This window comes from Shewanella sp. 10N.286.51.B2 (assembly GCF_041469265.1).
Lineage (GTDB): Bacteria > Pseudomonadota > Gammaproteobacteria > Enterobacterales > Shewanellaceae > Shewanella.
Genome location: NZ_JBFRKH010000075.1, coordinates 12,854 through 37,988 on the forward strand (window position 1 = coordinate 12,854; position 25,135 = coordinate 37,988).

Genomic DNA, 25,135 nt, shown 5'->3' on the forward strand with positions numbered 1-25,135 from the left:
CTTAAGGAAACTTACTTATGTGGTACATGATTTCGTCACAAGATGTTGAAAACAGTTTAGAAAAGCGCATGGCTGCCCGCCCTGCTCATTTAGCTCGCCTAGAAGCATTGGCTGGCGAAGGTCGTTTGCTTGTTGCAGGCCCTCATCCTGCTATTGATAATGAAAATCCTGGTGAAGCAGGCTTTACCGGTTCTTTAGTAGTCGCCGATTTTGAGTCATTAGTCGCTGCACAAGCATGGGCTGATGAAGACCCATATATTGCAGCTGGCGTATACGCAAGTGTGATTGTTAAACCTTTCAAGCGAGTACTTGTGTAATGAAAATCGTCTCATTTAACATCAACGGTATTCGAGCACGTTTGCATCAGCTGCAAGCGTTAATCGACAGCCACCAGCCTGATGTTATTGGCCTGCAAGAAACCAAAGTCCACGATGAAGCATTTCCAGTCGCTGACGTCGAAGCCATGGGTTATCACGTACATTATCACGGTGGTAAAGCGCATTACGGTGTGGCTATGCTGTCAAAAGCTGAACCTGTTGAAGTCATTAAAGGCTTTAGTGGCGATGCAGAAGATGCACAGCGCCGGATGATTATGGGTAAGTTTACTCAAGCTAATGGCCGTATTCTTACTGTGATGAATGGTTATTTCCCACAAGGGGAAAACATCAGCCATGAGACTAAATACCCCGCTAAACGTAAGTTCTATCAAGACTTAATGCAGCATTTAGCTGACAACCATACCCCTGATGAAGATATCGCTATTATTGGCGACATTAATATTTCACCGATTGATTTAGATATTGGTATTGGTGAAGTGAACGCCAAGCGTTGGCTTAAAAGCGGAAAATGTAGTTTCCAACTAGAAGAGCGTGAATGGTTAGCGACATTAAAAGACTGGGGCTTTGTTGATAGTTTCCGTGAATTACACCCAGATCGCACTGAGCGTTATTCTTGGTTTGATTATCGCAGTAAGGGCTTTGTGGATAACCGCGGTTTACGTATTGATGTGGTGATGGTGACCAAACCTATGTTGCCAAGGCTGACTGAATCAGACGTAGATTACGATTTACGCGCTATTGAAAAACCATCAGATCACGCACCGATTTGGAGTACTTTTTCAGACTAGTTTTCTGATGCGAATGTAAAACCTTAAGGTTGGCATTCCTATGTCTTGTCCTAAAAAGCCTAACTACACCTTAAGTATATAGTAGTTAGGCTTTTTGATAACTGCCTCGCTTTAAATGACCAAGGTGGCTTTATTGATGCCTAGATTAATCAGCATAAGTTTCAGTTGATGCACAAACTTTGTTTCGGCCAGATTTCTTAGCTTGATACATGGCATGGTCAGCATCAGCAATCAGTTTATCTAATGATGTACCAGAAGTGCTGAAGTCACTCACCCCAAAGCTGCCACTTATCTCAAAATTAAACCCTGTTTCATCAGTGATGATTGCATTAAGTTTGGCTCGGTAGGTTTCAGCGATGACTAATGCATCGCTTATGCTGCAGTTGGGCAAAAACAAACAAAACTCTTCACCGCCAACACGGGCAAAAATATCTTTATTACGGACTATTTCTTTGCACTCTGAAGCGACCATTTTTAATACCCAGTCCCCTGTTTTATGGCCATAACTGTCATTGATGTTTTTGAACCTATCTAAGTCAAACAATATACAGCTGCCTGACTGCTTGAGGTTATTACATCTGGCAATCGCAATAGTGGCACGTTGAGTGAAATAGCGACGATTAAACAATCCGGTTAGAGCATCATTTTGCGCTAGATGACGCAGTTTCTTTTGCGTCGATTTGGTTCTGAAAATCATCCCTAGTAATACGGTGACACACAAAATGAGCAGTGCGATAAATAAACGGTTATTTTCTGATTCAACGGTATCAATCTTTTGTTTTAGCAATAATAAATTGTTTTGTTGGCGTAAAAACTCAATATTATTTTGTTGCTCAGCAGCTCGATGTTTTGCGAGTTGATAAGCTAAGTGTTTGGCTTTTATATCATTCAAGTAAGCCTTATCCGCTTCGGCAAATTGTTGATAATATTTAAGCGCCTCAATGGGGTTATTCGCTTGTTCAGCAAGGCTATACAATATTTTATTAGCAATCACTTCTGGTTCTGAACTGCCTAAAGTTTCAGTATAAGTTAATGTCTTTAAAGCCATTTTTTTAGCCTGCTGGTTTTCACCTAAGTCGAAATAGGCTTGAGCAAGCAATCCATGGTAATAGGATAATATTGGGGTGTATTGGGTTTGCTCAATCATCGATTGGTGTTTTAGCAATAACACTAACGCTTTCTGATGATAATTTTGCTTAATTAATAATGAAGCCTTAGAGGTATAAATCCCACTCAGCACTACAGGCTCTTGGGCCTGCTCGCAAGACTCAATGGCATCATTAAAAAGTGGACTGTCGTAGTCAAGTAAATTGAGCTTAGACTTGGCTTCTAATGAAAGCTGCGCCGCCATGCAGTGATTACGGCCTTTTGTGACGTAATCAGATAGCTTACTGGCATATTCTTCACCTAGCTCATATTGACCAATTTGATTATAAAAAATGGCATTGATGAGTAATCCACGTTGTTTATTTTCGTTATCTACAATATCGGGCAATAAGCTTTGGCTAATGAGCAGATGCTTTAGGCCTTGATTCCAATCTTTCGATATAGCATAGATGTTAACCAGTGATATCGTTGCCCGAAATCTAATCGACGTGGATGTTTGATCGTTATCAACAATATCGGTATAGAGCGCTATCGCGCCTTTAAAGTCACCTTTAAATGATTTTTGATAAGCCAGCAGGTAGTGGTAATGCCCTTGTTGTTGCTGAGACAGCTGTGCTTGTTCTAGTTCTGATAATATTGTCTGAAACGTTTCTGGGTGGCTACTACGAAGATTATCAGCCTTAACTAACAAATCATCGATGTAATTTGCGTTTAGCGATGTTGAAATAAATAGTGCGAAAATAAAAACAAACTTTTTCATCAACTTTAGATCCATTTTTATTTTCGCCTGTAAGTTATGCTGATAGCTATTTAAGCTGAGAGTTTGATATTTGAAATGGTGTTATCTGTATCTTCAGGCTGGCTTTCATCAGCAGGTTTTTCATCCTCTGCTGGTTTTTCACCTTCTGCAGGAAGCATCATGCAAACAATATCAGGGCAAATATCAAGCTGCTTTTCTAAGCTAGTGATGTCATTACTTGATAATGCCTGTTTTAACTCATGAGTTAAATTGGATGTTGAAATCGCATCCGCTAATGAAAGTGGATTTTGTAAGTCCGCATCTTGGCCCATACGCTCGAGTAATTGAATAATGTTTGACATGTTTTCTCCTTAAAATGATGTCTTGTAAATCCAGCTTATATTTACAAATTAACTTGCTTGGTGGTGACTTAATTGAGCTTCAAGCTCAAGCAGTCGAGTTTGTAATTTGGTATTAACTTTCATACTTTCTGAAGGTGGGATCACCAATGTGGTATGTTGATGGATAGCAACTTGGGCTAGTTCGTTAACTGGGATATGCTGTTGGCGAACCTTATCAATCGGTAACACTGCCGCTTCATACAATATGACCGAATGGTCTGCGGGGTATGTTTCAAGTAACAGCTCAACTAGCAGTTGCTTATGGGCTTGCCCTGTCTCAAGTCGCTCTAATGACTTATCCCCAGCAACGCCCACCTGCCATAATACGAGGTAAGCAGATGCATCAATTTTGCGTTGATAGAACATAAATTGACTTGCTTCAAAATGTTGGCAACCAACGCGACCAGGGTCGATGCCTAAATCAGCGTATAAACAGTCTTCAGCAGAAATACCGGGGATCATCTTGGCAGCAACCCCCTCTTGTTTTGCCTGTTCGATAGCGACATGGGGAGCTTGAGCGAATACGCCTGGGTGGCCGTAAAAAGCGCCAACGACTTTTTTACCCGCTCTGACTTGTTCGAGCATGGCATCAACCATTTGTTTATAGGTAATGTGGCGAGACTTTCCTTTATCGTAGAAGACTTGCAGGCTTCGGACATCGGGGTGCATTTCTTTAAGCCATAACTCGACAATACCGTTAGAGACACCAGAAAATACCACGTCGGCTTTATCAATATGGCTCTTGCTAATAGGGCAAATATGCGCCCCTAGCGTCATTCCTAACCCTACGCAAACTAAAGATCCATTCATTGGAGTGTATTCTCACGCCTTAATAATTACAGCTAATGTTGCTTCAATGTTACCTTGATGGTAACAATTTAACAGGTATTAATATGATTTGGCAGTGATTTTTGCCAAGTTTCTGCGGTGACATAACTACTGATGTATTGGGTTTTACCTTTAGTGCTTTTTTTACCAGTGATATCAGCTTCTGGCTGTTCGTTAATAAACCCCAACTTTTGGGTAATCCTATGGGTTGCATAATTGGTGCTGTCATATTGAGCGTAAATTCGTTCGAATTTAAGCTGACTAAAACCAAAACTAATTAAGCCGATAGTCGCCTCTTCAGCAAGTAACTTACCGTTATATTGTCTTAGTAACATAATGCCTATATCTGCGCGGTTCGATTGATTTTGTTGTGCAAATAAACTTTGTAAACCGATTGCTTGGTTATTGTGTTCGATGACCCAAACCCAGTATTTTTTTGTTGGGGTAAGGTTATTTTGAATGGCAGTTTCGAAAAATTGTTTGATTTGCTTCGGCTCAAAAGGGGCGCATATTTTTCGCATTGTCTTAGGGTCGGAATAAAGCTGCACAAAGATGTCAAAATCACCTTGCTGTATTAATCGCATCGACAGACGTTGAGTGTTAAAGCTGTAATTCATTTAACCGCACTCGTTGATACTGATAGCTGATGTTTGGCTGCCCCTTGCACCAGTTTTGATTCAAAGGGTACTTGCTCTGCAAAACGAATCACTCCAGTTTTATGCTCCTCCCGATCAAAAATAACGTAGTAATTGTTGAGTAGCGGTAAGCCAATTAATGACTGATTACCCCACTGAGGTAACTTGCCAATAATTTTGAAACACGCTTTACCTTGTAAAGGACTATTAAGTTGCCAGTAATCATGGGGCTTGCAAGTTAATGTGATGGGTTCTGGTTGGTGACTATTGGTTTGAGTATGAGTTTGAGTTTGAGAGTGAGTATGAGAAGCTGGCGCACCGCCATGACCATCACACTCAGAATGACCCGCAAAAATAAACTCAATATCTGGCCACTGCGTTAAATCCAGTAATTCGGCATCAATTCCCACTTCTTGTGCTGCAAGGTCAGTAAAAGGCGCAATTAAGCTTAAAAAATCCTGTGGAATGCCAGTGTGTTTGTTTGGTTTGGACGCCGCTACAGTTTGAGTCAGTGTGTGTAAGTTCTGCTTTAACCCCTCGAATAACACATCGGTTAACATGATACCGCTAGTGCCGGTATCGATAATTGCATTGGTTAAGTAGTAGGCAAATTCAGGTTTAAGATCGGCGGCATTAATTTGCGCAAAGTCACCCACTTTAATCCCAACTAAGGTGACATTGTAGTGTACGTTATGTTCAACCTTTATGTGCTTGAATTGACCTTGATATAAGTGTGTTTGCTCTTTGCCACCACCAAGAATTAACCAGCCCTGATTTAAAGGATCTGCAGCAAGTGATGCTTTTGATGGCGTTGCACTTGCCACATGCACACTGGATCGCTGAGAGTAAAAAGCGAACTTGTTTGCACATAATCCTTGAGTTTCTAACTGGGTAAAATACGGCAAAATATCCTGCTCTGGCTGAGTTTTTAAAAAAGCCTTAAAGCGGGTTAAATCATTGCTACTAAAGTGCTGATGTTCATCAGTGTGGTGATGAGTATCATTTGGGCAAACCGAATCCTCTTCTGAAAATGGCCAAGGATAGGTAACTGGCGGGGAAACATTACGTTCAACTAAATAATCATGCAGGTCATAGCTTGAATTCAGTTGATAGTAAGCTAGGCCTAAAATACCATTGGCTTCGCCAAATGTTTTGCGTTGTGCCAGCGAAGACACCACTGCTACAGGACACGGATTCAAAGTAAATGAAAATGTATCATTGCCTATGGTGACATTCGTATTTATGACAGGCCCGTCCCAACCACCGATACCGTAAGTCACTTCCTGAGCAAAACTGGTGGCCGTTAAATCTGTATCATCTTCGGGGTGATAAGCGACTTGACCGACAACTAATGTGCTACTACCTGAATCAACAATTAAGTTCACTTCCGTTTGTTGACTGCCAATATGTAACTTTACTGTGTAACCGCCTTTTGCATAAATATTGATGAGAGGTAAGGCCAATGGATGTGTTGCTGTCATGTGTCGCAGTCCTGTGCTGTTGAGGTTTACTTTTAAAATCGATAATTTAGCTTTAGCTTATATTAAATAAAATTACCTTACTTGTTTTAATTAACTCTTAGCCAAAACATTAGCATGGCCCCTTTTTTACAAAAAGCGTCACTGTTGACCTTCTAAATCGAATATGTGCTCACTTCAATAAAGCCTGTGCTGGTCTTGCAAATTTCAGTGTTATTTATACTTTGTTATTAAAAATACTTACAAAAAAACGCCCAAATTCTATCACCAATTTGGGCGTTTAAACTTGCTGGCTAAAGTTACATTTTTAACACTTTATTCAGTGGTAAATCACGATAGCGCTTACCGGTAGCAGCAAAAATCGCATTGGTTAAACTTGGCGCCACAGGCGGCACACCGGGCTCACCCACACCAGCGGGTTTTTCGCTTGATGCCACGACAATGGTTTCAATTTCAGGTGATTGCCCCATTCGTAATAACCGATAGTTATGGAAGTTTGATTGCTCCACTTTACCGTCTTTGTAGCTAATCTCGCCCATCATCGCGAGGCTTAAACCAAATATAACCGCACCTTCTGTTTGCGAGTGCGCTCTATCAGGGTTAACCACTGTACCCGCATCAATGGCGGCGATACTCTTTAAAACCTTGAGGTTATCGCCGTTAACTTCAACTAATGTCGCAACCGCCACGTAGCTGACAAAGCTACGATGTACTGCAAAACCCCAGCCTTGACCGTCTTTGACTTTAGGGTGTTTCGCCATCGCTTTTTCTACCGCATCGATAACACCAAGAAAACGACCAATATCGATGGGAAAATCATCTAAGGTTTCACCATAGTTACCGTATTTGACGATTTGGTTCTCAAGCTTTTCATAGCGTGGCGTACCGAGCAGCTCACGCCACATTGCAATGCAAGGTTTACCTGCATTGACCGCCAGTTCATCGACAAAGCTACCGATACCAAAACCGTGTTGAATATTACACACAGAGCGCATCCAACCGATACGAGAGTGAGCCGTGGCTTTCACTGACTCTAATTGAATTTGAGGTAAATTAAACGGCATATCGGAAAAGCCCAGGTCCAATTCGCCAGCCGATGGCATATCAACGCCTTCAGCAAAGGTTGAACTAATAGACGGGAAACCACTGCGAGCCAGTAATGCTTGTGGCGCTTGGTTGTTATCAAACTTAGCTTGATAATACTGAGCGCTAATTGCATGGTAATAGCCATTTTGAATTTCATCTTCACGGCTCCAGCTGACTTTTACTGGCTTATTCAGTTGCTTGGATAATATCGCCGCTTCTACACTAAAATCGGGCTTAGATTTACGTCCAAAACCACCACCAAGTAGGGTGACATTGACTTTAACTTGCTCGTCTTTAAGCCCTAAAGTGCCGGCAACATTTTTCTGAGTGCTTTGGGGCGTTTGAGTTGATGCCCACAGCTCGCAACCTTCTTTGGTTACTGAAGCGACCGCTACAGGTGGCTCCATCATCGCATGGGTGAGATACGGCACTGTGTACACCGCTGATAAGCTATTATCTTTATTCCAATCAGTAACACTGTCACCCAATTGGCGAATAACTTGTCCAGGTTGGCCAACCCGAGTCACTAGCTGAGCTAAATCTGCATCAGAGTCATAACGGCTATTAGCTGATTCGGTCCAAGTTACTTTTAATGCTTTTCGACCTTGAATAGCGCTCCAGGTGTTACTCGCAATAACAGCTACCCCGCCAAGGGCTTGAAATAACGGCGCGCCTTTAGCAATAGGAATTTGAATAACATCTAGCACTCCTGCAACCGCCCTTGCTGCACTGTCATCAATTGAGGCAACATCGCTGCCTAAAACTGGCGGGCGAGTGATTGAGGCGTAAACCATGCCTTCAACCTTAATATCATAACCAAACACCGCTTTACCGCTGATCATGTCGTCCATATCAACAATTGCGGGAGATTTACCAATGTGGGTAAATTTTGACGCAGGCTTTAAAGTCACACTATCAAGTGCTGGCGTAGTTAATACACTTGCTGCAAGCGCTAAATCGCCAAAACTTAACGACTTTGAGGAGGACTTATCATGGACTTTACCCGCCTTGGCATACACTTGCGATGGCGGTACTTTCCACTCATTCGCAGCAGCTTGCTCAAGCATGACTCGGGCAGTAGCACCCATTTGACGCATTCGCTGATAATGCTTACGTATACTGCGACTGCCATCGGTATTTTGACTGCCAAACTCTTCGTTAGCGAGACCTTGCACGACGACGATTTGTTCCCAGTCAGCTTCTAACTCATCTGCTAATACTTGAGGAATACCCGTTCTGATCCCTTGGCCCATTTCAGAGCGGTGACAGGTCAAATACACTTTATTGTCTTCACCAATGGCAATAAACAAGTTTAGCTGCGCTTGTTTGCCTTCTGCCATGGCCATTGGGCTCCAAGCAAGCCCAGATGCTCCAAGGGCTAAACCACCTCCTACGGCGCCAAATAACTTCAACACCCCACGGCGACTCATATTTTCTACGGCGGTAAAGGTAGTCATAATTACGCCTCCACTTTGCTGTTAGCAGCAGTAAAAATAGCTGCCTTAATACGTGGATAGGTGCCGCAACGACAAATATTACCGGTCATCGCTTGATCAATTTGTGCTTCTGTTGGATTGGCTGTCGTGGTTAATAATGCCGCTGCAGACATTAACTGCCCTGCTTGGCAATAACCGCATTGCGGTACGTTATGTTCAACCCAAGCCGCTTTTAACTTGTCAGCTTCAAGGCCTTCAATGGTGGTAATTTGCTTACCTGCTGCTTGCTTAATACTGGTCAGGCAGCCTCTAACCGGTTTGCCATCAAGGTGAACAGTGCAAGCGCCGCATAAGCCAGCGCCGCAACCAAACTTAGTCCCAGTTAAGCCTAAGATATCGCGCAGCGCCCATAAAATGGGCATATTCGGGTCGGCATCAAGGCTAAAATTTTTGCCATTTACCTGCAACGTTTGTGTTTGTTGTGTCATAACTTACTCCTTGTTGACCAACCACTGCTTGAGATCGGTTTGAGTATCAATATCAATTGCCGCTTGCGCTAATGGCAAAACAGTCAATTGTTGCTGTTCTAAATGTCGTGTTAATATTTTTTTCGCACCACTGTCGCCTTCAAGTTGCTGTAATGCTTCAAAGTCACTGGCGAGAAAGATGGCTGGTACACCGGGGCTTTGCTGGTAATAAGCCGCAGTGGTTTTACCAAATTGGCAAAAAAGCCCATACAGGCTTAAATAATCTGAATGAGAGATGGCAACTTGATCTGCTAATGTCAGTAGTAATACATCAGCCTGTTGTGATTGGGCATAACTTGCCGCCATAGCCACTGAACTTGCCAAACCTGATTGCCAGTTTTGATTGGTTAATATCTCAATGTCATTGGCGAGTAATGGACTAAGTAGGTCTTTATGGCCGCCAAGTACCAAAACTGGTGGCGATAGATCTAACTCGGTTGTCGCCTTACTCAATATTGCATAACTCTGTTGAATTAGGCTTTGCGCGTTATTATCAGCGCTTAACGTTGCGGCAAGTTTTGCCCCATTAAAGCGAGTACTACCCCCTGCGGCTAACATCACGGAGACCACATTAGGGGGAGTAGAAAATAAATTCATCAAAGCATGACCTTATCAAGATTACTTAACTCACCTTGCCGCTTAAGTCCGTGATGTAATACCCCGTGGCATTGAGACAAGATACTTAAGGCCACAGAACTTGGTAGCTCTCCGCCTAATGCCAGCCCTGCAGGGGCTGAGAAAAAGCCACTAAAATCATCAGTTGAAAGCTGACATTTTTGCAACACCTTATCTCTTCGATGAGTTGGCCCTAAAAGTGCGATATAAGCGAGGTTTGTTCCTTGCAATAGGCTTAATGCTGCAGCGTCCATATCCAAGTTATGATTCATAACTACGGCCGCATCAAGGTGTTGTATTTCTAACAAATCTATCTGCGTTAGTGGTTTTTTACAAATCTTAGCATCTGGAAAATCATAGCCTCTTGCATACGCAGAGCGACTATCAAATACGCTGACTTGCCAGTCAAGCTGCTGCGCCATAGCCACCAAAGGCTGTGCATCCAACCCGCCACCAAACACCCCTAAATGAAATGGGCTTCTGACTGGGATACGTAACAAGTTGAGGTTATTGTCAGAACTCACGTCAGTAACAATACCAGTAATAATGTCTGCTGCAGTTTGCTTGTAAACTATGTCATCAGCAACGAACTTACCTACGACTTGGCCAGCATGGCTATGATGCTCAACTATCGATAATTGGTACGAGCCTTTTTTACCTAGCGTCAGCTGGTGATGTAACTCGGCTAAGCCGAGGTAATGATTATCACCTAATAGCGGCACCATCATAATGTTGACCAAACCACCACAACCTAGTTGGTAACTGGTGTCATTTTCATCAGTGGCGTCATAGGTTAATTGCTGAACTTGCTGGGTTTGTATGGACTTTTGTGCGTGACGACGTAAGTCTGCTTCCAAGCAGCCACCACTTAACATGCCTAAGGTTTTCCCCAAAGGGTCAAACAACATAATGGCGCCAGGTTTGCGGTATGAAGAACCTTCAACAGACGTAATGACTGCTAAAGTCCAGTCTTGTTGCGGTTTTTCAGCCCAAGTGTCTAACAATGATAATAAATGATGTGCCATGAGTCCCTGCCAGCATGCTGATTGATATGAAAACACCGCTCAGCAGTAATTAATCAAAGCAGCATAAGTGCTTTAAGTGACTATAAGCTAGCAAAGCCGCTAAACAATGCAAAGCCTTATGGCACTTAACAAAGTATTAACTGTATTAATTTAAGGGCAGTAATAACTATGTTTGAACCAGCAAGTCAGGCTAGTCGCTGGTTTAAGGGATGTGAAGCTGGTGCAAGATAAAATGTAACGGTTTATGCCAATTTAGCTAGCAGTGTATTTTACTTTACACTGCTAGCTTGCTGCGTAAGCCACCGGACAATATTCCCAGCAGCTAAATGAATACGCTTGAGCCTAGCCCAATAATTGATCAGCAACAAATGGATTATGCTGACGCTCTTCTTCAAAAGTCGACATAGGGCCATGACCTGGAATGAAGCTGACTTTTTCCCCTAGAGGCCATAATTTTTGAGTAATAGAATGGATAAGTTGTTGATGGTCCGATTGCGGAAAATCAGTGCGGCCAATGGAGCTTCTAAATAGCACATCACCAACCCATGCAAGGTTTGATTTATTAGAGTGAAACACCACATGTCCTGGAGTATGACCGGGACAATGTACCACCGATAAACGCTCTTCGCCAATGGTCACTTCATCGCCTTCATTTAAATATTGGCTAGGCTCAAACGAGTCAACATGCGCAAAACCAAAGTTCTGGCTTTGCTTTGCTAGCCCTTGTAGCCAAAATTGGTCAGCGATATGTGGGCCAATGATAGGAATATTAAGCTGATTAGCCAGTGTTTTCGCGCCGCCAACATGATCAATATGACCATGGGTTAATAAGATTTTTTCTAAGCTCAGACCTAACTTATTAACTTCAGTAATAATACGTTCAATGTCACCACCGGGATCGACAACGGCTGCCAGTTTGGTTTTTTCACACCAAATAACACTACAATTTTGTTGAAACGGGGTGACTGGAATGATTTGGTACTTCATTACTTCTATCCTCAAATTGAGAAAATTATCGCGACCAAGTTATTATGCGTTAAAGCTTAATAAAATGTTTGATCTATCTATAAGAATCAAAAAATAAAACCAATTAGTTGGTTTGAACACAAGCATTTTTACTGAGCTTGCATCGCTGCCCAAACAAATGAATAATTTAACATCACCACTTCATTTAATTAGCATCATATTTTCATTGTGACCAAGGACTAACCTTCATACAATACTACCTTTCTGAATCCTATTTTCACAGGCACACCATGCAAATTGACAGTATTCTTTCTGGGATCGTTTCCACAAAACACTTTTTTAGCGTTCCATTAGATTATCAGCAGCCCGAAGGTGAGCAATTATCAATTTTTGTTCGGGAAATCGTCAGTACAGAAAACCAAGATTTATCCTTACCCTATTTAGTGTATTTTCAAGGTGGACCGGGCTTTGGTGCAGTGCGCCCTGTTGAGAATAGTGGCTGGATAAAACGCGCCCTAAAAGAATATCGAGTGCTGTTGCTTGATCAGCGCGGCACAGGTCTTTCAAGCTTACTAAATAGCGCCACACTGGCGCATTTAACCGCGCAAGAACAAGCCGATTATGTGTGCCACTTTAGAGCCGATAACATTGTTCGAGATGCTGAAGTAATTAGAGCTCAATTAGCAAATAATCAGCCATGGAGTATTTTAGGCCAAAGTTTTGGCGGCTTTTGTGTTTTACGCTATTTAAGCGCAGCGCCACAAGCACTGACTGAAGCCTTTATCACAGGTGGTATTCCATCATTAACCCGTCAAGCAGATGACGTCTATCAAGCAACCTATAAACGGGTACTTGCCAAAAACGCTGATTTTTATCATCGCTTTAAAGATGCTGAGTCATTAACAGCAGAGCTGGCTGACTATATTGCAGAAAATGACGTTTATCTGGCCACAGGTGAAAAGCTCACCGTTGAGATGCTACAACTGCTAGGGGTTAATATTGGTATGGAGCAAGGCCCTGAAGCCATCTACTACCTACTTGAGCAAGCCATGATTGAGACTGCCCAAGGTCGCACAATCAATCCGCTCTTTTTACATCAATTTAGTCAGTTTTTGGATTACAACACCAACCCAATTTTCGCGTTATTGCATGAATCGATCTATTGCCAGCAGTTTCATCAACAAGGGGCCAATTGGTCAGCCCATAGAGTCAGAGAGCAGTTCCCTAAATTCAATTATCAACAAGGGCAGCGCTTACTGTTTACTGGCGAAATGATTTATCCATGGTTCTTTGAACAATTTAATCAGTTAAAGCCTCTCAAAGAGGTGGCAGAATTAATTGCGCAAAAATCAGATTGGAGCAATTTATACGATGTGGACGTGTTACTGCAAAACACCGTCCCGGTCACTGCGGCTATTTACAGTGAAGATATGTATGTTGATATGAATTACAGCCTTGAAACTGCGCAGCTAGTGAATAACCTCAGCTATTGGCTAACATCAGAATATGAGCATAATGGCATTCGTATGGATGGTGAGCATATTTTAGATAAACTCATTTCATTGAGCCGAAAGGATAGCATTCGATAACAAATGTAATTTAATGTTCAGTTTTAAATTGATTAATATTGAAGTCGATCACACTCCACAGCACGTCGACAGATTAAATTAATTTTCAGTTAAGTAAGTTCGGCCATAATCTAACCTGTTCCGCCCTTTATGTTGTGAACTAGTGAATTTTTATGAGTAAACCCTGATTCGGTTTACTCATTTTTTTTGCCTGAAATTCCGCTATTCCCTTTAAGAACAATCGAGTGCGAGCGATGCAATACCTGTACCCCATGATTTATTCATACAAACTCTCTTTTATCGGCTTATTTACTCGAGCTGCGCTTACGGGAAGTTTTAGCCGTAGAGGTTTTGCTTGCTGCACCTTTGCGTTTATAGCCACTACTGGAGCGGCGTTTTTTATAGCCAGGCCCTTTAATCCCCTCAAGAGCTGTAGGTAATTGATTTGAAGCTTGCTCAATCAGTTGCTGTAATTGCGCTAACAATGGCTCCATAAAGGCATCATACCTAAGCTGCTTTTGACTTATGGCATCAAGGCTACTTTCCCACAGCGCAGTCATATCCGGTGTGGTGGCTGTTTCTGGTAATGAATGGATCAAGCCAACGCCAACTGGGGTGGCAATGATTGATTTACCCTGCCTTAATAAGTAACCGCGATTAAACAGTAATTCAATAATGCCTGCTCGGGTTGCCTCGGTGCCCAAGCCATCGGTGTCTTTTAGGATCTTCTTCACTTCAGGGTTAGTGACATAGCGATTGATACCCGTCATGGCGCCAAGCAAAGTCGCATCAGTAAAGTGTTTTGGCGCTTGAGTGGTTTTCTCAAGCAATTCGCCACGCTCACAATGGAGTTGTTGACCTTTTTTCAGTGGCGGTAAGGTCGCTAAATTTTCGTCATCACTACCATCTGCATTATCTTTACCCTGCATTTTCGCAAACAAACATTTCCAACCTAACGATAACTCTTGCTTAGCTTTAGTGGTAAATAAGCCACCCGCAATGGTCACTTCAACTTGGGTTTCATCATAAATATAGGCGGGGTAAAACTGGGCTAAATACTGCCGTGCAATATGAGAATATAACTGCGACTCTTTGGCTGATAAGTTTGCCAAATTAGTGTTTTTTTCAGTGGGAATTATCGCGTGGTGAGCATCAACTTTACTGTCATTCCAAGCTTTGGACTTGAGCTTGGCATTGGGTGTATCCGCTTTAGCGATTAAGCCTGCATCATTACTTAATACTGCGCGAATAACTTGGGGTGCAAGGCCATGTTGCTCTGCAGGTAAATAGCGACTATCTGAGCGCGGATAAGTAATTAATTTATGCCTTTCATATAAACTCTGACAGGTATCAAGCACCTCTTTGGCACTCATACCAAAGCGTTTGGCGGCATCGATTTGCAGGCTGGATAAACTATAAGGCAATGGGGGGTTCTGACGCTTATTTTTTGATTCAAGTTTGGTCACTTCAGCTGGCTTGTTAGTTATCCGTCCCACCACATTTTCAGCTAAGCCTTTGGCGAGCACTCGCCCCTCTTCATCCATATATGGCTGACATGCTTCACTGGGTTTCCACTTAGCCGAAAAGCCTTCTTGGTTATCGGTCAGTAAATGCGCCAATACTTCATAAAAAGCTTTGGGCTGAAAATTGGCAATGTCTTCATCTCGCCTTACCACTAACCCCAGTACCGGTGTTTGTACGCGGCCAACAGACAATACTCCCTGATAACCTACTTTTTTGCCTTGAATGGTATAAGCGCGGGTCATATTCATGCCATATAGCCAATCTGCGCGGCTGCGGGCTAAGGCTGAGGTAGATAAGGGGACAAACTCTTTATTAGTGCGCAATTGCCCTAAGGCGCGTTTTACCGCCGAAGGGTTAAGATCGCTAATAAGTAAACGCTGGGTTTGAGCAATCTTGTCGGCCTTTACACCTGCATAGGAAATGACTTCATCCACCAGCAGCTGCCCTTCTCTATCAGGATCGCCAGCATTAACTAAACTCGATGCTTGTTTGATGAGCTTTTTTAAGATGCTCAACTGTGAGCGGGTATTAGTTTTAGGTTTTAACTGCCATTTACTCGGCACTATGGGTAAATGGGCTAATTGCCATGATTTAAAAGCGGGATCATAGACATCAGGTTCTGCTTGCTCTAACAAATGCCCTATACACCAAGACACGCAATCCCCATTGGCGCTCATGATAAAACCATCACCTTTTTTATGCGGCTTTGGTAATACATCGGCAATTGCACGGCCTAGACTGGGTTTTTCAGCAATATAGAGGATCATAGATTTATTAGACTTTTAAAACACTGTATGAAATTACAGTGTAATTTAGCGAATAGCAAAAATAAGTGCAACTGTTAATGCAATGGCAGGTTTCTTAGAATGATGAGCTGCTACTCAAAACACTAGGCCAAAGCATTAAAAACCACGCTTATAAGGCGCTAAATTTAACCAAAAAAAATTAATACAAATTTACTTTAAATTGTGATCTTAATGCAAAAACATATCGGGATATTAAGTTTAATTTCAGAATTACCCGCTAGGCGATATATATTCAAATCACTGAATATAAACAATTAAACTAGTAATAACCCTAGTTTGTGACCTAGTCAACAGTTGCCAAGCAATCTTTACATTACGCTCCAATTACCCATTAAGAGGTAAGAAAAACATTTTGGAGTATGAGATGAAATTAATGAGCAAATGTCGTGTTGCTTTACTTGTGGCTACTGCACTGGGGATGAGTGCTTGTAATGATGGTAAAGATGGAAACGATGGCCTACCTGGCGAGCCTGGTGCACCTTGGGTGCCACCAGTAGTGACCACATCAGCAGTAGCAAAAGTGATGGAATGGCAATATGCCGAGGGTGTCGTGAATGTTGAATTTTCGGTGGAGAACCAAGATGGGGTTCCAGTAGAAGATTTAGATAAAGTCCAGTTAATGTCAACCATCAAAAATGAAGCAGGTTTACTTGCTGACACTGTTGATGTGACTTGGGTTGCGGGTGATGATAACGCACCGGGTACGCTAACTCACGCTGGTGAGGGTATTTATAACCTTTCTATGCCACATGAAGCTGCGACATCTGAATCAATTGGTACTGGCTATATTCGACCAGGTAATGGCGAAAATGGTATGCCACGTACTAAACGCGTGATGTTTACCAAAAACGATTCTTATGCACAAGTTAGCACCACTGACGATGCTAAATGTGTCGCCTGTCACGGTGAATTTGAAGATGCTACTGGCAACGCAACTTGGGGTTGGCATCAACATCACCATGCAATCGACAATGACCAAGAAGTTATTATTGTTGAAGCATGTCTAGTTTGTCACACTCAAACTGAACAAAAAGATGGCGGCTGGGCTGAAAACACCATGGCAATGCTGGGTCATGGTTATAAATATGACGATGATGGTGTGATACAGGCTTCTGGCCATGCTTCATTAAGTACAAGTTATTCAATGGATAAATACCGTTGTTCAACTTGTCACGTTGACGATGTGGTATTTACTGCGTCACTCAATGGCTGTGCAACCTGTCATGCTGATTTACAAGATGCAGATAAAGATTTAACTGTTAATCACAGTAACTTTACTGACCTTGATTGTGCAACCTGTCACAATTCGTTCCAACATGAACATGAAAACGGTGCAAATCGTGATGAAGCATTAAACCGTTATAACTTTGAAATTATATCTGTTGTTCGTAGCGAAGATAAAGCGACCATCGAAGTAACAACTAAAGCCACTGACAGTGAAGGTAAAGTTGTTGACATTAACGCACTCACTGACGCTAGCCCTAATGGTTGGGCAACTGTGATGAGAAACGGCGAAGCGATGCTTCCTGGTCGCGATGAAGGTCATGTTGCTCGAGCAAAAACAGCGCCTATTGCTGGTGAAAACGGTGAAGTAACCTATATCATTACCCATGCATTACCTTATGTTGAAGGTGAAGTATTAGCCGGTGGTGTAGATGGTCGTATTAGCTATACTCACCGTTGGGGATACCCTGCTAATGCCCCTATCTCGGTATCGAACATCAAAGACGTCCGTCGTACTAGCTCTGATGGCATGAAGTGTCTAACTTGTCACACTGAGGGCTTGGATGGACATGGTTCTGCTCGAGGTGGTTTTGATTTAGGTGGTGATGCTTGTTCTCAGTGTCACTCTGCTTATAACTGGGCTCCAGGTAAAACACAGGATGATGGAACCATAGGAGACTACGCTATGGCGTGGGGACCATTGGTTCACAACATGCACTTTGGAGCATACAAGCAAGACCGTGGTCTAAATGACATGCCAACAACCGACAAAAACATGCCGGTTGATTGTCAGGCTTGTCACACTGGTATGATTGACCTTGAAGATGTAGCACCAGCAGTTGTGTTAAACGGTATGGATGAAAGCAGTGTTTACGGTATCACGGCGATTTCTGCTAACTGTGCCACTTGTCATACAGGTGATGCTGCGAAAAATCACATGATACAACAAGGTGGTGATTTCAATGTGGCTATCACTCCAGAAGCTGATATGCACACGGGTGAAAGTGGCGACTTTGCCGTATTTGACCCTGCACCTATCACTGAATCATGTTCTGTATGTCATTCCCCTGCAAGACTAGCTGAAGCTCATAATTACTAATATTTTTATATTAATAATCTGAGATTGATTCATCATCAATAAACCGAGCAAAATGCCTGAAGTGATTCAGGCATTTTTTTATCTGTAGTACTAGTTTCGATTACTGAAGGAAAAGAAAAACAAAAAAGCCAGCGGCTAGCTGGCTTTAATCAGTTACTTAGAAAGTATCGTTTAAGGATGACAAACGTTATGCATTTCTAAGTTAGTACCAATGTCTTTATTATTGGCTTTGGCATCATCATTTCGCAGTTGAGTCAGGTGATCCAAGTACGCCTGGTCAACATCGTTAGTGATGTAATGACCATCAAATACTGAGGTTTCAAAGCGCTTAATTTCTGGATTTTCCATTCCAACGGCTTCAACCAAGTCTGATAAGTCTTGGAAGATAATCCCATCAGCGCCGATGATTTTAGCGATTTCATCAGCATCACGGCCATGAGCAATCAACTCATTGGTGGTTGGCATATCAATACCGTAGACATTCGGGAAGCGAATTTCAGGTGCTGCTGAAGCAAAATACACTTTCTTAGCCCCAGCTTCACGAGCCATTTCAATGATTTGCTCAGAGGTGGTACCACGAACAATTGAGTCGTCAACTAACAATACGTTCTTACCAGTAAATTCAGTTTTAATCGCGTTTAGCTTACGGCGAACAGATTTCTTACGCTCTTGCTGACCCGGCATAATAAAAGTACGGCCAATATAGCGGTTTTTAACAAAACCTTGGCGATATGGCAGGTCCATTCCACGAGCAATTTCTAGGGCGATATCACACGAGGTTTCAGGAATTGGGATCACCACGTCAATATCATAATCTTCCCATTCCTTTTGAATTTTTGCGCCTAATTTAGCCCCCATGTTTACACGGCTGGCATAGACAGACACTTTATCAATACTCGAGTCTGGACGAGCGAAATAGACGAATTCAAAAATACAAGGTGCATAGCTTGGCTCAACCGCACATTGGCGAGTAAATAGTTGACCATCAAGTGAAATATAAACTGCTTCGCCTGGCGCAACGTCGCGCATCACTTCAAAGCCAACTGCATCAAGTGCCACTGATTCAGAGGCGACCATGTATTCGGTACCTGTTGGGGTTTCGTTCTTACCAAGTACTAAAGGACGGATCCCAAATGGGTCACGAAATGCCACTAAGCCTTGGCCAATAATCATCGCCGCAGCAGCATAAGCACCGCGAGTTTGTGCATGAACTTTCGCTATTGCATCAAAAACTTCATCAGCGCTTAAGGTTAAGCTGCGGGTTTCTTGCAGCTCATCAGCAAGCAAGTTTAATAACACTTCAGAATCTGAGGTGGTATTTACATGACGGCGCTTTTTGATCAGTCCTTCAGCAAGCTCAACTGTATTCGTCAAGTTACCGTTATGGGCTAAGGAAATACCAAATGGAGAGTTAACATAGAATGGTTGTGCTTCAGAGGCACTCGAGCTGCCTGCTGTTGGATAACGTACGTGTCCAATACCTGCATTACCTTGAAGGCGTTGCATGTGTTTGATTTCAAATACGTCTTTAACGAGTCCATTAGCCTTACGTAAACGAAATGCATTTTTGTCCACGGTCACGATGCCTGCAGCATCTTGACCACGGTGCTGAAGCACGGTCAACGCATCATAAATGGTTTGATTAACCGATGACAGACCAACTATTCCGACGATACCACACATGGGTAAGCTTCCTCATTGTAAGATGTTTTATATTTATATTTATATTTTGGGTACAAAGCTGGAGGTATTTTCCAGATAGTCAAAAAACCACTGAATAACCACACCAAATTGGGGTACAAGCTCTGAATCCGTCCACCAGTCTTGACTTGAAGCACCGGTAAACGCATCCAGAAAAAATAATATTGCGCTGACGATTAACGCCCCGCGAAGCGCGCCAAAGCACAAACCTAATACGCGGTCTGTGCCTGACAAGCCGGTTTTTGACACCAGTTGGCCTAATATGTAATTAACTAAGGCACCAAGAATGAGAGTAGCGATAAATAAAATAGCAATTGCAACGCCATTTCTAAGCATTTCGTCATTCATCTGCGTTAGGTGAACAGCGAGATCTTGATAAAATTGGCTAGCAACAAAGAAAGCAGCGAACCATACCACTAGCGACATGGCTTCTTTGGCAAATCCACGTATCAAACTGATAACAGTTGATAGGCCGATGATAATGAGAATAGCGTAATCAATCCAAACCATTGAGAGAGGGATCCGGTATAGATGTTAAGACAGCGCGATTCTAACAGAGACTGAAAAGTTTCACACCTCTAGCAGAATAAATTGACTGTGCGCTGAAAAAAACAATGATGAATAGTTAGTTTTCTAGGGGATTGTATTGCACAATCTTGCCTTGAAGACCGGTTATTTTCTGTATTTTTTGTTGATAACTTTTCAGTTTATCTGCTGAGAGTTCAGGGCCGACAAACACTTTTGTTAAAGAACCATCAATCGGTTTAGTCGGTAATGTATAAGCGGTAAAACCATTAGTGCGCAGCTTTTGAACTAAGCCTTCAACATTTTTAGCGTTATTAAAACCACCCAACTGCAAGGTAAATCCCGCTTTGATGGGCTGAGCTTGTTTTATGGCTGATTTAACAGTTTCAGGCTTTGAGGTTACTGCTGTTAATGCGGTTGCGGTGTTGGCGCTTGTGACTGACTTTGTTCCACTGTCAGTTTTAGTCGCTGGTGTAGTGCTGGTTTTTTCTGAAACTTGAGCTAAATCTTGGGTTGCTGCAATCTCTTCAACTTCAAAGGTTTCAGGAGTGTAACCCTCGCCAATTTGATCGCTTGCTTGCTCAGTAATCACTGGGCGTAAAGGAATTTCTGTAAACTCTTCAACTTGGCGCTGCTTTTTACCGTCTAATAAATCAGGTAAAAATATAACCCCAAGAGCAACGATCACTATGGTGCCAACTAAACGGTTTTGAAATTGACCAGACAAATCTTTATCCCTTTTTTAATAATTCACTAAACGCTGCCACAGTGTAAAATGAGCCAAAAACAATTACTACATCATCTGCATTTATATTTGACTTAATACTGCGCCAAGCCAAATCCATTGAGTCAAATTGTGATGCAGACAAGCTTGTATTTAACTCCTTGGCTAATGTTTTAGCATCATTTCCGCGCTCAACCGGTAATGATACAAAGTTCCATTCATCAATACTGTCTTCAAGCTCCTTTAAAACTGCAGCGGCATCTTTATCTTTTAACATACCGCATAAGGCAATAATGCGCGCAGGCTTAAAGCCTTGCAGTTGCGTAGCAAGGTATTTCGCAGCATGGGGATTATGTGCTACATCAACCCACACTTTTGGTTGTTCTAGTACTTGCTCAAAGCGGCCTGACAAACTGGCATTGGCAATGCCCTGTTTAATATCGTTATCACTGAGTTGTGGGAAAGCCTGCTCAATAACAGCAATGGCAGTGGCGGCATTGGCTAAAGGTAATCTCGGTAATGGTATAGCCTCTATGCTGCGATTAGCACTGCTATAGTGCCAAGTTGAGCGGTTATCTGTGCTAGTGTCATTTGCAATAACATAGCTAAAGTCTTTATTAACACTATAAGCATACGCATTAACCGCTTGGGCATATTCGGTTATGGAATTAGGGCAATCAGGTTCGCCAATCACCGCTAAACACTCAGTTCTAAATACTCCTGCCTTTTCACGGCCGACTAGCTCTCTGGTATCACCTAGATACTCTTGATGATCAATATCAATCGAGGTAATGACACTGACATCGGCATCAATAATATTGGTTGCATCTAAACGACCACCTAAGCCCACTTCCAGTAAAATAATCTCAGGTTTAGCCAGCTTGAAAATATATAATCCTGTTAAGGTGGCAAATTCAAAAAAGCTTAATGAGATCTCAGAGCGGGCATGTTCAATGACACTAAAGGCTTCAATAATTTGCGCATCTGTCACGTCAATATGATTAAGCCTTACGCGCTCGTTAAAGTTAACTAAGTGCGGCGAGCTATAAACCCCAACCGTTTTACCGGCTTGCAAAAATACCGCCTCAAGCATGGCGCAAGTGGTACCTTTGCCATTGGTTCCGGCAACGGTAATCACTTTAGAGTCAGCTAAGGACAATAGACTTAAACGCTCAGCAACGGCCGTTACTCGGGTTAAGCCCATATCTATTTCAGTGGGGTGAATCGATAATAAATAATCTAACCATTGGGACAAGCTTGCGTCTTTTGCAGGCTTAACGGTTAATTGCGTGTCATTATCTGTCTTCATTGTATCCCTTTTGAATTTGTCCCATGCTCACATTGTTGTTTCGTAAACAGTAAAAATGCGACTATTTAGCGATCAGTAGCAGCTAAGTGTCTAATCTTGCATAAATAGCGGCCCCATTGGCGGCTTAGGTAAGTTGTAGTGCTCTGGGTAAGTCACATCCACCAGATATAAGCCATTGGGCTTTGATGTCGGCGCGGCAAATTTTCTATCTTTTAATGCTAGAAGTTCATTAACCCACTCAATTTTTTGATGTGACTGGCCGATTTCAAGTAAGGTGCCAACAATATTACGCACCATATGATGCAAAAATGCATTGGCTTTAATATCGATAATAATGAATGTTCCTTGACGAGTGACATTAACAAATTCAATGGTTCTTACCGGGCTATGGGCTTGGCACTGTAATGCTCTGAAGCTGGTAAAGTCATGTTCACCAACAAACAATTGCGCGCCTTGGTGCATCAAATTGTGATCCAGTGGGTAGTGATAATGGGTTAAACCCTTATTTAAAATACCCGGTCTAAATTCACTGTTATTGATAATATAACGATATCGACGTGCAGTCGCTGAAAAGCGAGCATGGAAAGTCTCATCCACTTCTTTCGCCCAGCGGATTGCAATATTATCAGGTAGCTTGGCATTAACGCCTAATGTCCACGCTGACATCGCTCGATTAGCTTGAGTATCAAAATGTATGACTTGACCTGTTCCATGTACCCCAGAATCTGTACGTCCCGCACAGATAATTTCAATCGGTTCATTGGCAATTGATGATAACGCCACTTCGATTTGCGCTTGCACAGAATCAACTTCTTTCTGTCTTTGCCAACCAAAATATTGACTACCATCGTATTCGACGCCTAAGGCCACACGCATTGATTAAACCCTCTAATTTTAAGTGCGCGCATTTTATAACAAATTAACTGAAGATGTAATGCAAAAGCACAACCCACTGTCAGAGTCTGTATACCTGATACAAAAACGGCGCAGTTAACTGCGCCGTTTTATGTACTTTATGATTAGCTTATATCATTCAGTAGTTTTGAGGCTTCACTTTGTTGGCGTTCATTACCGTCAATTTTGACTTCAGTGAGTAATGCTTTGGCAGCATCTTCATCTTCAATCTCAATGTAGGCTCGGGCCAGATCTAATTTGGCATTAACTGAATTTTCTTCGTCATCAACATCAATCATTTCCGCATTGCCAATAAGGGCATTAACTTCGCCCATATCCACTTCAACATCTTTGTACTGATCGCTTACTTCAACTATTTCATCGGCATCATTTAATAATACGTCAATATCGATGAAACCGTTTTCTTGTTCAAAGGTATTAAGAGTCTCTTCAGATGGTGTTGATTGCTTTTCTTCAGCGTCAAGGGCTGCAAGGGCTTCATCAACAGTTAAATTATCTTCAGTAAGAGAATAACTGCCATCATCTGCACTATTAACTTCATCTGCACTATCAACATCATCTTGGTTGCAGGCTTGTTTAAATAATTCTGACTCCCAATCTAATTTGGCCGGCTCAGCTTTTTTTGATTTTAGATCATCAAAAAAGCCTGACTCTTTTGGCTCAAATTCAGGGTTTTCGTTAAGCTTGCTGTCATGGTCAGTGTCAGTGTCTTTATCAGCGACTGTGTCTGGAGCTGCATCAGTTTCAGCTAAGTCATCATCAAGTGCTGACAGGCCTGCCAGCATGTTATCAAATTCAGCTTCAGAGCCTCTTTCGTCCTCCGAAAACTCATCGATTGAAAATAATGGCGGTTCATCATCCTCGGCGAGCTTATCGACATCAAAGTCTGCCAATAACGCATCAAGATCGTCGGCATCTGTATTGCTATCGTTATTAGACTCTGTTGATTTCTCAGCCGCTAATAACTGGTTAACGAGGGGATCATCGTGCTGATCATCATCTAGGCCAAGAGTGACATCATCACCAGAGGCAAATGTGAGTGGCTCGGCTTGGCGCGTATCTGTATCTGCAAGGCTGGCTTCTGGCTCATTATTCATGTCAGCAAGCAAGGCATCTAAATCGGCATCCGATGTGGTGGCGTGTTCGTGCTCGCCTTGTTCCTGCTCAAGCTCGGCGGCAATTTGCGCGGCGAAATCATCTGCCCCAGTAAATGATTCTTCAGGCTCTGCTGTCTGTTGAGGTAACTCGGTTTGTGTTTCTAAATCTGAAATGAGTGAGTCAAGATCGCTATTGTCGCTATCAATTTCAAGCTCTGATTCAATTTGGGCTAGCTCAGAAGCTAATTGCTGCTCGACATCGACATCTGAAGTGGCTAGCGGAGTAAACTCTTTTTCAGGATCGACTGTTGCCAGTAACTCATCAAGATTCTCGCTGTCATCTAATGTGGTGGCAACATCGCTTTCTAATTCAGCTGCAATTTCGGCAGAAAAATCTTCTGCCCCTTCAACATCATCAGTAACGTCGATGGATGCAAGTAAGGCGTCAATATCATCAACTGAATCATCAACTGCGCTATTGGCAGATTCATCAGCCTGTGTATCGACAACATTTGATGATTCAGGCGCTAAATCAAAGTCAGCTAGTAAGCTGTCGATGTCATCTTGAGTATCTGTTTCTGGCGTTTGCTGTAAAGATCCGCTATCTAATTCACCGTCTGCTTCACTGCCTGCTTCGGTTATAGCTTCATCTGCCGGTAAATCAAAATCAGCCA

21 protein-coding genes are annotated in these 25,135 nt (G+C 42.5%); 4 read left to right on the plus strand and 17 right to left on the minus strand.

The features are described 5' to 3' along the window. Positions 1–17: 17 nt before the first annotated feature. Together AB4140_RS18285 and xthA are read left to right on the plus strand one after the other, a co-directional pair. A complete protein-coding gene (locus AB4140_RS18285; protein WP_372002094.1) occupies positions 18–317 on the plus strand; it encodes a YciI family protein in 300 nt (99 codons plus the stop codon). Continuing rightward, positions 317–1,126: an exodeoxyribonuclease III gene (gene xthA / locus AB4140_RS18290; RefSeq protein WP_372002096.1), complete on the plus strand. Its 810-nt coding sequence runs from the start codon at positions 317–319 to the stop codon at positions 1,124–1,126. The genes AB4140_RS18285 and xthA overlap by 1 nt, the downstream gene beginning before the upstream one ends. A 145-nt stretch (positions 1,127–1,271) precedes the next feature. Here the strand turns inward: xthA and AB4140_RS18295 are convergent, their stop codons facing one another. From AB4140_RS18295 to AB4140_RS18340, 10 genes are all read right to left on the minus strand, one after another. Beyond that, on the minus strand, positions 1,272–2,993 hold the full coding sequence (locus AB4140_RS18295) for a diguanylate cyclase (RefSeq protein ID WP_372002098.1): 1,722 nt from the start codon (positions 2,991–2,993) through the stop codon (positions 1,272–1,274). A 50-nt stretch (positions 2,994–3,043) separates the two neighbouring features. Further along, positions 3,044–3,334 (minus strand): hypothetical protein, encoded by a 291-nt coding sequence (locus AB4140_RS18300; RefSeq protein ID WP_372002099.1) that lies wholly within the window; start codon positions 3,332–3,334, stop codon positions 3,044–3,046. Positions 3,335–3,382: 48 nt separating this feature from the next. Then, positions 3,383–4,183 (minus strand): SAM-dependent methyltransferase, encoded by an 801-nt coding sequence (locus AB4140_RS18305; RefSeq protein WP_372002101.1) that lies wholly within the window; start codon positions 4,181–4,183, stop codon positions 3,383–3,385. Positions 4,184–4,251: 68 nt separating this feature from the next. After that, positions 4,252–4,818 carry a GNAT family N-acetyltransferase gene (locus AB4140_RS18310; RefSeq protein WP_372002103.1) on the minus strand — a complete coding sequence of 189 codons (567 nt, stop codon included), beginning with the start codon at positions 4,816–4,818 and terminating at the stop codon, positions 4,252–4,254. Further along, the gene (locus AB4140_RS18315; RefSeq protein ID WP_372002105.1) at positions 4,815–6,317 is read right to left on the minus strand and encodes a pepsin-like aspartic protease; all 1,503 of its coding nucleotides are present in this window, start codon (positions 6,315–6,317) and stop codon (positions 4,815–4,817) included. The genes AB4140_RS18310 and AB4140_RS18315 overlap by 4 nt, the downstream gene beginning before the upstream one ends. Positions 6,318–6,613: 296 nt before the next feature. Further along, on the minus strand, positions 6,614–8,857 hold the full coding sequence (locus AB4140_RS18320) for a molybdopterin cofactor-binding domain-containing protein (protein ID WP_372002107.1): 2,244 nt from the start codon (positions 8,855–8,857) through the stop codon (positions 6,614–6,616). Positions 8,858–8,859: 2 nt separating this feature from the next. Beyond that, entirely contained in the window at positions 8,860–9,324 is a 465-nt protein-coding gene (locus AB4140_RS18325) for a (2Fe-2S)-binding protein (protein ID WP_102531668.1), read from the minus strand. Positions 9,325–9,327: 3 nt separating this feature from the next. Further along, positions 9,328–9,960: a nucleotidyltransferase family protein gene (locus AB4140_RS18330; RefSeq protein ID WP_303410781.1), complete on the minus strand. Its 633-nt coding sequence runs from the start codon at positions 9,958–9,960 to the stop codon at positions 9,328–9,330. After that, on the minus strand, positions 9,960–11,003 hold the full coding sequence (locus AB4140_RS18335) for an XdhC family protein (RefSeq protein ID WP_372002110.1): 1,044 nt from the start codon (positions 11,001–11,003) through the stop codon (positions 9,960–9,962). The genes AB4140_RS18330 and AB4140_RS18335 overlap by 1 nt, the downstream gene beginning before the upstream one ends. Positions 11,004–11,345: 342 nt before the next feature. Next, positions 11,346–11,990, minus strand: a complete 645-nt coding sequence (locus AB4140_RS18340) for an MBL fold metallo-hydrolase (protein WP_102437439.1) — start codon at positions 11,988–11,990, stop codon at positions 11,346–11,348. A 269-nt stretch (positions 11,991–12,259) separates the two neighbouring features. On the opposite strand from AB4140_RS18340, the gene AB4140_RS18345 reads away from it, so the two are divergent. Next, positions 12,260–13,558: an alpha/beta fold hydrolase gene (locus AB4140_RS18345; RefSeq protein ID WP_372002112.1), complete on the plus strand. Its 1,299-nt coding sequence runs from the start codon at positions 12,260–12,262 to the stop codon at positions 13,556–13,558. A 284-nt stretch (positions 13,559–13,842) separates the two neighbouring features. Here AB4140_RS18345 and AB4140_RS18350 read toward each other — a convergent pair whose 3' ends face one another. Further along, complete coding sequence (locus tag AB4140_RS18350) at positions 13,843–15,828, minus strand: DNA topoisomerase III (protein WP_372002114.1); 1,986 nt, start codon at positions 15,826–15,828, stop codon at positions 13,843–13,845. A 403-nt stretch (positions 15,829–16,231) separates the two neighbouring features. On the opposite strand from AB4140_RS18350, the gene AB4140_RS18355 reads away from it, so the two are divergent. Next, positions 16,232–18,190, plus strand: a complete 1,959-nt coding sequence (locus AB4140_RS18355; protein WP_372002116.1) for a multiheme c-type cytochrome — start codon at positions 16,232–16,234, stop codon at positions 18,188–18,190. A gap of 171 nt (positions 18,191–18,361) precedes the next feature. Here the strand turns inward: AB4140_RS18355 and purF are convergent, their stop codons facing one another. From purF to AB4140_RS18385, 6 genes are all read right to left on the minus strand, one after another. After that, on the minus strand, positions 18,362–19,873 hold the full coding sequence (gene purF, locus AB4140_RS18360; RefSeq protein ID WP_102476956.1) for an amidophosphoribosyltransferase: 1,512 nt from the start codon (positions 19,871–19,873) through the stop codon (positions 18,362–18,364). Positions 19,874–19,912: 39 nt separating this feature from the next. Continuing rightward, positions 19,913–20,401, minus strand: coding sequence for a CvpA family protein (locus tag AB4140_RS18365; RefSeq protein ID WP_076537127.1), 489 nt, complete (start codon positions 20,399–20,401; stop codon positions 19,913–19,915). Positions 20,402–20,516: 115 nt separating this feature from the next. Continuing rightward, on the minus strand, positions 20,517–21,143 hold the full coding sequence (locus AB4140_RS18370; protein WP_102437449.1) for an SPOR domain-containing protein: 627 nt from the start codon (positions 21,141–21,143) through the stop codon (positions 20,517–20,519). A 4-nt stretch (positions 21,144–21,147) separates the two neighbouring features. Further along, on the minus strand, positions 21,148–22,449 hold the full coding sequence (folC, locus tag AB4140_RS18375) for a bifunctional tetrahydrofolate synthase/dihydrofolate synthase (protein ID WP_372002118.1): 1,302 nt from the start codon (positions 22,447–22,449) through the stop codon (positions 21,148–21,150). A gap of 90 nt (positions 22,450–22,539) precedes the next feature. Beyond that, positions 22,540–23,325 (minus strand): tRNA pseudouridine(38-40) synthase TruA, encoded by a 786-nt coding sequence (gene truA, locus AB4140_RS18380; RefSeq protein ID WP_372002120.1) that lies wholly within the window; start codon positions 23,323–23,325, stop codon positions 22,540–22,542. Positions 23,326–23,468: 143 nt separating this feature from the next. Continuing rightward, positions 23,469–25,135: FimV/HubP family polar landmark protein (locus tag AB4140_RS18385; RefSeq protein WP_372002122.1), on the minus strand; the 1,667-nt coding region annotated here is incomplete at its 5' end.

What these genes read in the sequence shown, in the direction of transcription:
- AB4140_RS18325 (WP_102531668.1), bottom strand. Translation starts at nt 9,324, where the DNA reads ATGACACAACAAACACAAACGTTGCAGGTAAATGGCAAAAATTTTAGC.
- AB4140_RS18305 (WP_372002101.1), bottom strand. Translation starts at nt 4,183, where the DNA reads ATGAATGGATCTTTAGTTTGCGTAGGGTTAGGAATGACGCTAGGGGCG.
- AB4140_RS18340 (WP_102437439.1), bottom strand. Translation starts at nt 11,990, where the DNA reads ATGAAGTACCAAATCATTCCAGTCACCCCGTTTCAACAAAATTGTAGT.
- folC (WP_372002118.1), bottom strand. Translation starts at nt 22,449, where the DNA reads ATGAAGACAGATAATGACACGCAATTAACCGTTAAGCCTGCAAAAGAC.
- truA (WP_372002120.1), bottom strand. Translation starts at nt 23,325, where the DNA reads ATGCGTGTGGCCTTAGGCGTCGAATACGATGGTAGTCAATATTTTGGT.
- AB4140_RS18320 (WP_372002107.1), bottom strand. Translation starts at nt 8,857, where the DNA reads ATGACTACCTTTACCGCCGTAGAAAATATGAGTCGCCGTGGGGTGTTG.
- AB4140_RS18300 (WP_372002099.1), bottom strand. Translation starts at nt 3,334, where the DNA reads ATGTCAAACATTATTCAATTACTCGAGCGTATGGGCCAAGATGCGGAC.
- AB4140_RS18330 (WP_303410781.1), bottom strand. Translation starts at nt 9,960, where the DNA reads ATGAATTTATTTTCTACTCCCCCTAATGTGGTCTCCGTGATGTTAGCC.
- AB4140_RS18355 (WP_372002116.1), top strand. Translation starts at nt 16,232, where the DNA reads ATGAAATTAATGAGCAAATGTCGTGTTGCTTTACTTGTGGCTACTGCA.
- AB4140_RS18285 (WP_372002094.1), top strand. Translation starts at nt 18, where the DNA reads ATGTGGTACATGATTTCGTCACAAGATGTTGAAAACAGTTTAGAAAAG.
- AB4140_RS18315 (WP_372002105.1), bottom strand. Translation starts at nt 6,317, where the DNA reads ATGACAGCAACACATCCATTGGCCTTACCTCTCATCAATATTTATGCA.
- AB4140_RS18350 (WP_372002114.1), bottom strand. Translation starts at nt 15,828, where the DNA reads ATGATCCTCTATATTGCTGAAAAACCCAGTCTAGGCCGTGCAATTGCC.
- AB4140_RS18365 (WP_076537127.1), bottom strand. Translation starts at nt 20,401, where the DNA reads ATGGTTTGGATTGATTACGCTATTCTCATTATCATCGGCCTATCAACT.
- purF (WP_102476956.1), bottom strand. Translation starts at nt 19,873, where the DNA reads ATGTGTGGTATCGTCGGAATAGTTGGTCTGTCATCGGTTAATCAAACC.
- AB4140_RS18335 (WP_372002110.1), bottom strand. Translation starts at nt 11,003, where the DNA reads ATGGCACATCATTTATTATCATTGTTAGACACTTGGGCTGAAAAACCG.
- xthA (WP_372002096.1), top strand. Translation starts at nt 317, where the DNA reads ATGAAAATCGTCTCATTTAACATCAACGGTATTCGAGCACGTTTGCAT.
- AB4140_RS18345 (WP_372002112.1), top strand. Translation starts at nt 12,260, where the DNA reads ATGCAAATTGACAGTATTCTTTCTGGGATCGTTTCCACAAAACACTTT.
- AB4140_RS18295 (WP_372002098.1), bottom strand. Translation starts at nt 2,993, where the DNA reads ATGAAAAAGTTTGTTTTTATTTTCGCACTATTTATTTCAACATCGCTA.
- AB4140_RS18310 (WP_372002103.1), bottom strand. Translation starts at nt 4,818, where the DNA reads ATGAATTACAGCTTTAACACTCAACGTCTGTCGATGCGATTAATACAG.